Consider the following 7,724-nt stretch of genomic DNA (forward strand, 5'->3'; position numbering starts at 1 on the left):
CACCGTCCGCACACCTGCTGTCACACAACCCACCAGGGAAGACGTGAATCTGTGCACCTGAGCACCACCTACGCACCCCATGCCCGCTCCGTCCAGCTGACCGCCGGCGGCGTCAGCATCGTCATCGACCTGCCACAAAGCCGCCTGCCCGCCATCGTCCACTGGGGTGCCGTGCTGCCCGAGCTCGACGCCGCAGGGGCGGCCGGCCTCATCGCGGCGTCCGTGCCCGTCGCCGCCTCCAACACACCTGATGTGCCGCCCAGACCCGCGATCATTCCCGAGCACCACAGCGGTTGGACCGGTCGTCCAGGTCTCAGTGGCTCGTTCGGCGGCCGTTTGTGGAGCCCACGCTTCCGCACGGTGCGTGCGGACCTCGACGGCGTGGTCGTCGAGGGGCACATGTCGGCGGCGCATGGGACCCTCCGTGTCGAGGCGATAGACGACAACGGCCTGCTGCGGCTCATCCTCACCCTCGAACTCACCGAGCACGGCCTGCTCCGCGCCCGCGCCGCGGTCGAGAACCTCTCCGCCGAGCCGTACGGACTCGAAGACCTGACGCTCGCCTTCCCGGTCCCGCGCGAAGCGAGCGAACTCCTCGACTTCGCGGGACAGCACAACAACGAGCGCGTCCCCGAGCGCCGGCCACTTCGGACCGGCATCCACCTGCGTGAGAATCGCAAGGGCCGCACCGGTCACGACAGCGCCTACCTGCTGCACGCGGGCACGCCGGGGTTCGGGTTCGGCCGCGGCGAGGTGTGGGCCGTCCACACCGCGTGGAGTGGGAACCACCGGCACTACGCCGAGCGGGTGCCTACCGGCGAGCAGCTCATCGGCGGCGGCGAGGTGCTGCTTCCCGGTGAAGTGCGTCTGGCGCCGCACGAGAGCTACGAGACGCCATGGGTCTACGGGTCCTTCGGCGCCGGTCTCGACGAAGTCGCCCGCCGCTTCCACCGCCACCTGCGTTCGCGTACTCCCAGGGTGAGCACCGAGCGACCGGTGACCTTCAACGTGTGGGAGGCCGTGTACTTCCGCCACGACCTCGACCAGCTCATTGACCTCGCCGAGCGTGCGGCGGCGATCGGAGCCGAACGGTTCGTGCTCGACGACGGCTGGTTCGGCAGCCGTCGCGATGACACCTCAGGACTGGGTGACTGGACCGTGTCGGACGAGGCCTGGCCCGACGGGCTCCACCCGCTCGTGAAGCACGTGCGCGCGCTCGGCATGCAGTTCGGGCTCTGGTTCGAGCCCGAGATGGTCAACCTCGACAGCGACGTCGCACGCGCCCACCCCGAATGGATCATGGCCTCCGGCCAGGAGCTACCCATCGAGGCGCGCCACCAGCAGGTGCTGAACCTCAGCGTGCCGGGCGCGTACGCGCACGTGAGGAACCAGATCCTCGCGATTCTTCACGAGTACCCCATCGAGTACATCAAGTGGGACCACAACCGTGACCTCATCGAGGCCGGTGATCGGACGAACGCCGGCCGGGCGGCTGTCCGGGCGCAGACGAAGGCCTTCTACCGGCTCCTCGACGAGATCCGCGCCGCCCACCCAGGCGTGGAGATCGAGAGTTGCGCCTCCGGCGGCGGCCGAGTCGACCTGCGCGTGCTCGAGCACGCCGACCGGGTCTGGAGCTCCGACAACATCGACCCGCACGACCGGCAGTCGATCCTCCGCTGGACGACGCAGCTCCTGCCGCCCGAGTACATGGGGTCGCACATCGGCTCCCCACGCTCGCACACGACCGGCCGCCGGCACGACCTCGCGTTCCGCGCGGGAACCGCCGTGTTCGGGCACCTCGGCGTCGAGTGGGACATCACCCAGGCGACCCCGGAGGAGATGACCGAGCTGCGGGAGTGGATCGACTTCTACAAGTCGCAGCGGCACCTGCTCCTCGACGGCGACGTCGTGCGCATGGACGACGCGGTGGACCACATCTTCGTGCACGGCATCGTGAGCCGTGACCGCTCGCGCGCGGTGTTCGCCATGGCGGCCACCGACACGATGTACCCGGACCCGGCGACGCGGATGAAGCTGCGCGGGCTCGACCACGATGCGCGCTACCACCTCCGTCCGGTGATCATCGGCAGCAGCCCATCCGGCCTCGTGCCGCCCCTGTGGTGGGGCCAGGCCACCCAGAGCGGTAACACGTTCGACGGGCGGACACTGAACGAACACCGACGCCGGTCGGTCGAGCTCCCGGGAGCCGTGTTCACGGGCGCCGTTCTCGAACGTGCCGGGGTCACCTCACCTCGGCTGCACCCCGACCAGGTCGTCCTCTTCAGAGCCGACCGCCTCGACTAGCGACGGCGCCGCGCTAACCGATGACTACTTGCTTGACCTCCTTCGCGTGCTGGCGCGGATCGTTGAGATTGAGCCCGAGTAGGCTGGTCTGCTCGACGAGGTCTGCGGGGAACAGCTGATCAGCGTCGACGGCGGGCAGGTCGAAGGGCGCGGGTTTGGCGCCGCGGCGGGCGGGTCCGGTCGGCGCCGGCTCGCCTCGCAGCATCCACCCCCAGGTGGTGAGCAAGATCCGGTAGATCCGCGCGGAGGACTTCGCGATGCCCGCGCCGGTGAGGTACCGCTCGACCGCCGTGGCGTACGACGGCGGCGGGGCGGACAGCGGCACGACCCTGGCGCGCGGCAGCCGGACCGTGCCCCCGCTCTTCGGCACGGCCTCCTGTTCGATCGCCATCCATCCATTCCTTCCGGGCTGCCGCAGTAAATGAATACACCTTGCCCCGCGCGGCGACGATCACGCTCGATCGAACCGCGAGGCCACCGCCCGGGGCCGCGATCAGAGCATGGGGCGCTGGGACTATCCGGCCGGAATTGAACGGCAGGCCGCCGAAACCCCGCCTCGCCACACCCCGTATGACCTGCGGTCCGGCGCTTGGCGCTAATACCCGGCCGGATAGTTCCCGGACCCCGGACAGGGGTTTTGTGCTTAGCGTTCAATCCTGGACGGAAAGTCCCGACAGCCCACGAAGTCCCTGAGGAGCCGGTCCGCCAACGCGATCCGCAACGCGCGTTCACTGTTCACGGCGCCCACGGTCCCCGCCGCCGACCAGGCCGGAGCGAGCACACTCGCCCCCGAGGCCATCCGCACCTGACTGGCCGCGACCGTTCCGGCTTCCCAGCGGCGGCCACGACCCGGCGGTGCGCCGTGATGGCCGCCTCCGTCACAGGCGAAGGACGACCAGGGCGGTGTCGTCGGTGGCACCGGCTGGTGGGATCAGGTCGGTCAAGAGAGCGTCGGCGAGTGTTTCGGGGTCGGCGCCCTGGTGGCGGGTGAGGGAGTCGGCGAGCCGGGCCAGGCCGGCATCGATGTCCTCGCGGCGGCGTTCGATCAGTCCGTCGGTGTACAGCACGAGGGTGGCCCCCTCGGTGAACGCGGTCTCGGCCTGGGGGCGGGGGATGTGTTCGGGGCGGGCGCCGAGCGGGGGGTCGGTGGCCTGGTCGAGGAAGTCCACGGTGCCATCGGGGTGCAGCAGGGCCGGCGGAGGGTGGCCGGCGCTGCTGTAGGCGATAGTGTGCTTGGTACAGTCGATGACGGATAGGGCCGCCGTGGTCGACTCCGCGCCCTCGACCGAGCGGGAGTACAGGCCGAGGACATCCAGGGCCTGGGCGGGGCCGTCGGCGACGCGGGACGCGGCGCCGAGCGCGCTGCGGAGCTGGCCCATGACGCCGGCGGCGGCCAGGCCATGGCCGACGACGTCGCCGACGGCCACCGCGATGCGGTCGTCAGGCAGGTCGATGAGGTCGTACCAGTCCCCGCACACGTTCAGGGCCCCGACCGCCGGGAGGTAGCGCACCGCTGCGCGATGATGCCTCAAAGGCCCGGGGGCGGGCAGCATTGCCTCTTGCAGGCGAAGGGCGACTTCGCGTTCACGGGCGTGGGCCTGGCGCAGCCGTTCGTTGACCTCCTGCAGTTCCCGGGCCCGGGTGTACAGCTCGGTCTCCAGTACCGCCACCTGGTCGCCGCCTCGGCCACTACCGGTGCGGATCAACTCGGTGATGTCCTCCTCCTGGTGCAGCAGCAGCGCCACTCGCCCGTCCGGGCCGAAGACGGGGACACAGACCGCACTCCAGTACCGTTCCTCCCACACCCTGGGCCGGTCCAGGGACTCCACGTCGTAGCGGTGCAGCGTCATGGCGTCACGTTCCCCGGTGGCGGCCACCCACCGCAGGGAATCCCGCAGCTTGCACATGCCGGTCACGGCGGGGACCTCGGGGTCATCAGGGAAGGCATCAGACAGGCAGCGGCCTACCACCTGATCACGGGTACGCCCCAGCATGCGCAGGAACGTCTCATTGACGTCGGCGTACACCAGATCCGTGGTGAACAGGGCCACCGCGCTCGGCAGCGACTGGAAGACCGCCTCGTAGTCGATCTCGGATGCGTTCACGATTCCACCTACCCGACCCGTGACGCTATGTCGATCACATGCTCTTCCACGATAAGCACAGCTCCGGGCAGGTCAGCGCCCGGGGCACCGCAGCCGCCAGGCATGGGCACGCACGAAAACAACTCACCGCGACGATGGTGACGCTCCATGTTCGCGTAAATGGGCAGTTCTGAGAGTCTCTGCCATCCCACCCAGTGGTGTCCGGTTTGTCCCTGCCCGTCGTTCTCGGAACGGGGTCAGCCAAGGTGAGCCCAAAAGCCACAATGGCAATCTTGGCGGGCGCAGGGCGATGGCCTCCCGTCCCTCCGATTTCGCCGCCAACCCCGAGCCGGTGCAGCTGACGCTGGTGGCGGCACTGGCCTGGTGCCGGAACGCCGAGATTACCGATGCGCTGGTGGATCTGCTGATCGGCTTGATCTCGAAGATCAACGCCAAGGCCGAGCGGCGGGTCTAGCAGGCGATGTATGCCGAGGCCAGGGTGCACGGCAAGCCCGCCCGTCTACGAAAGCGCCGCCGACCTGTCCGGCGCCTGAGGCGGAACCCCTGCGGAAATCACCGGAGGATCCGCCGTACCGGTCCACCTGCCGCTGGTAGTCAGCCGTCTGAGGCGCCGACCTGCTCCACGCCCGCAACGCACAGCGGACTCCGGTTCGTCCGAGCAGCGGCCGGCGGGCTCAGGCCGAATCCCTCTCTCGCATCCTTCGCCATGACATGGGCATCCCGGGCGCTCTCGCTGACGTTTGCTCACCCTTGACCATGAGTCTTCCCGGTCATGAGTCTTCCCCTGGTCGGTAAGGAGTTTCCTTGGGGGTGCGTCTGGTCGAGAAGGGGTGATCAGGGTGAGCACGTGGCTTAACTGCTCGATCCGGACCCGCCTAACCGTGGTGACCAGTGCCGTGATGGCGCTGATCTGCACCGCCGTCGCGGTGTTCGTCCTGGTGTCGGTACATCAGGACGCCATCGAGTACCGGACCAAGCAGCTCGTCGCCCACACGGTGAACACGGCCAAGCATGTACGCCACCACGGCGTATCCCCCCGTCTGGCGCCGGGCAGGTCAGGCGAGGCGGTTCAGGTGTTCAATCAGGTCGGCACCATGGTCGCCGCGACTCCGGACATGGCAGGCAAGCCGCCCATGACGAACCTGGAGCCCGATGTCGACGCCTTCGCGACCGAGAGGCGATGCGACGGGCCCGCGTTCCCCGGCGAGTGCAAGATCGTGATCGCCTATCCCTTCCATCGGGCCAACAGCGTCTGGCGGCTCGACATAGCCGTTCCCGATGTCCCCTGGTATGTCGGCCCCCGGCTGCTGGTCCCGCTCGCCGCCAGCTGGCTCCTGCTCGTCGGCGCGACCGCGGCGGGCGCTTACCGCACCGTCGGCAAGACCCTGGAGCCGGTAAGCACCATCAGCGACAAACTCGCCAAGATCACCGCGAGTGACCTCGGCCACCGGGTGCCGGTACCGAAGTACCGGGACGAGCTCCGAGACCTCGCCGAGACCGCAAACAAGACCCTGGACCGGGCCCAGTCGGCAGTCGAACAGCAACTTCGGTTCGCCTCCGACGCCTCCCACGACCTGCGCAGCCCGCTGACCGCCATGCGCACACAGATCGAGGAAGCGCTCATGTACCCCGATGAATCGAACTGGCCACAAACGGCGAACGCGCTCCTGGACAGCGTGGAGCGCCTGCAGGACCTGGTCACCGACCTGCTGCAGATCGCCCGGCTGGACGCGGGCGTCAGCGGCCGACACGAGGCGATCAGCCTGACCGACCTGGTGATATGCGAGCTAGACCGGCGGCCGCTCAGGGTCGCGGTGCTCCGCCACCTCACCCCAGGGGTGATAGTCGACGGGGAGCGGATCGGATTGACCCGGCTGCTGAACAACCTGCTGGACAACGCCGAACGGCACGCCGACTCCGCCATCACGATCACCCTCACCCTTGAGGCGGGCGCGGCGGTGCTGGAGGCGTGTGACGACGGCGAGGGCGTCGCCCCCGACCAGCGAGAGGTCATCTTCCAGCGGTTCGCCCGCCTGGAGGCCTCCCGCAGGAGAGACGCCGGCGGCACCGGGCTCGGCTTGCCCATCGCCCGGCAGATCGCCGAAGCCCACGGCGGCACTCTCACCATCGAAGACAGCCCCTGCGGCGCACGGTTCGTGCTGCGCGTCCCAGGCCGGGCCGCGCCGCCCGCAGATCACTCGCACCGGCGGTGGTGAGATCAGGACACACAGGCAGGCGGTCTCGGCATATCGAGACTCACGACCGGGTCTCCATCACCGAGGCGACCCGCACCCTCAAAATCGGCCGGTCCACCGACGCAGCACTCACTGAACGCTGACCAGCAGCTACCTCAGCCTACGGCCCCGTTTCTGCCGTATTCGTGGCCCGCCCGTTGTGGACGGTCCGGGATCGAGACGCTGAAGGGTCCACGAGGAGCCTAAGTGCAAGAAATTAGCGGCGGTGATCACGCCGCTGGCGAGGAACGTTGGGGCTCCAACAGCGCGAAGGACCGGCGTCGGTGAGGCATGAATGTCAGTGCCGGCAGGGGGCGAGGTGCTCGGTCACGGCGGCGATGGCTCCGGGCCCGGGTTTGACGTAGCGCATCGCGGTGCGCGGGTTCTTGTGCCGGATCTTGCTCGTGATCAGCTGCAGTGAACTTAAGCCTCACCGAGGTGGGTTGCCGCAGAGTGGCGTAGCTGGTGCAGATCGAGGCCGCCGTAGGTGTTGAGCAGGACGCGGGCGTGGTCGTAGCCCAGGCGGGCGCGGCCGGTGTGCGGGCAGATGTCCGCGGCCCGGGGCGGCGGGCGGGGACGGGGCGGCGTTCGGCACAGCAGCTGTCGGGCGAACTCAAGCGGCTGCGCCGCCAGATCGGCGTGGACGGCTTCAAGTTCGACGGCGGCGAGGCGCCCTTCTATGCCGCGCTCACACCCTGCTCTCGTAGGTGCTTACGGCACCCCGCACCGGACACCCGGATCGGATCTACGGGGATGTTCGCAATCCGTAAGAACCGGTGGTCTTGGTCGGGCGTAGACAGGGTATTGGAGCGGATACGTTCAGCCACCGGGGGAGGCCGATGATGGCCGAGGTTGTGACGTTGCCGCGAGCCGCGCCCGGCCTGCTGGCATTCGTCCGAGTCGCGGTCGCACTCATGTGGATCCAGAACGTGGGGTGGAAGACGCCCGGCTCCGACTTCGGCCGGGCAGGGCGGCCCGGGGGGCTCTACCTGTTCACGAGCTACGCCGTGGATCACCCCGTGTTCCCGCCGTACGCGTGGTTGGTCGAGCACGTCGTCCTGCCGAACTTCCTCATCTTCGG

6 protein-coding genes are annotated in these 7,724 nt (G+C 68.8%); 4 read left to right on the forward strand and 2 right to left on the reverse strand.

Annotated elements, in window-relative coordinates; all coding sequences use genetic code 11:
• The first annotated feature begins 51 nt into the window (after nt 1-51).
• Nucleotides 52-2,304, forward strand: coding sequence for an alpha-galactosidase (locus ACFXJ8_RS26670; RefSeq protein ID WP_379646691.1), 2,253 nt, complete (start codon nt 52-54; stop codon nt 2,302-2,304).
• Between the two features lie 13 nt (nt 2,305-2,317).
• Here ACFXJ8_RS26670 and ACFXJ8_RS26675 read toward each other — a convergent pair whose 3' ends face one another.
• Nucleotides 2,318-2,695 (reverse strand): hypothetical protein, encoded by a 378-nt coding sequence (locus tag ACFXJ8_RS26675; RefSeq protein WP_379646692.1) that lies wholly within the window; start codon nt 2,693-2,695, stop codon nt 2,318-2,320.
• A 487-nt stretch (nt 2,696-3,182) separates the two neighbouring features.
• Nucleotides 3,183-4,409, reverse strand: coding sequence for a SpoIIE family protein phosphatase (locus ACFXJ8_RS26680; protein WP_379646693.1), 1,227 nt, complete (start codon nt 4,407-4,409; stop codon nt 3,183-3,185).
• A 289-nt stretch (nt 4,410-4,698) separates the two neighbouring features.
• On the opposite strand from ACFXJ8_RS26680, the gene ACFXJ8_RS26685 reads away from it, so the two are divergent.
• From ACFXJ8_RS26685 to ACFXJ8_RS26695, 3 genes are all read left to right on the forward strand, one after another.
• Entirely contained in the window at nt 4,699-4,863 is a 165-nt protein-coding gene (locus ACFXJ8_RS26685) for a hypothetical protein (RefSeq protein ID WP_379646694.1), read from the forward strand.
• Nucleotides 4,864-5,248: 385 nt separating this feature from the next.
• Nucleotides 5,249-6,625: a sensor histidine kinase gene (locus ACFXJ8_RS26690; protein ID WP_379646695.1), complete on the forward strand. Its 1,377-nt coding sequence runs from the start codon at nt 5,249-5,251 to the stop codon at nt 6,623-6,625.
• A gap of 857 nt (nt 6,626-7,482) precedes the next feature.
• A partial coding sequence (locus ACFXJ8_RS26695; protein WP_379646696.1) for a hypothetical protein occupies nt 7,483-7,724 on the forward strand: 242 nt, incomplete at its 3' end.

Source organism: Nonomuraea sp. NPDC059194 (assembly GCF_042754765.1).
Taxonomy (GTDB): Bacteria; Actinomycetota; Actinomycetes; order Streptosporangiales; family Streptosporangiaceae; genus Nonomuraea.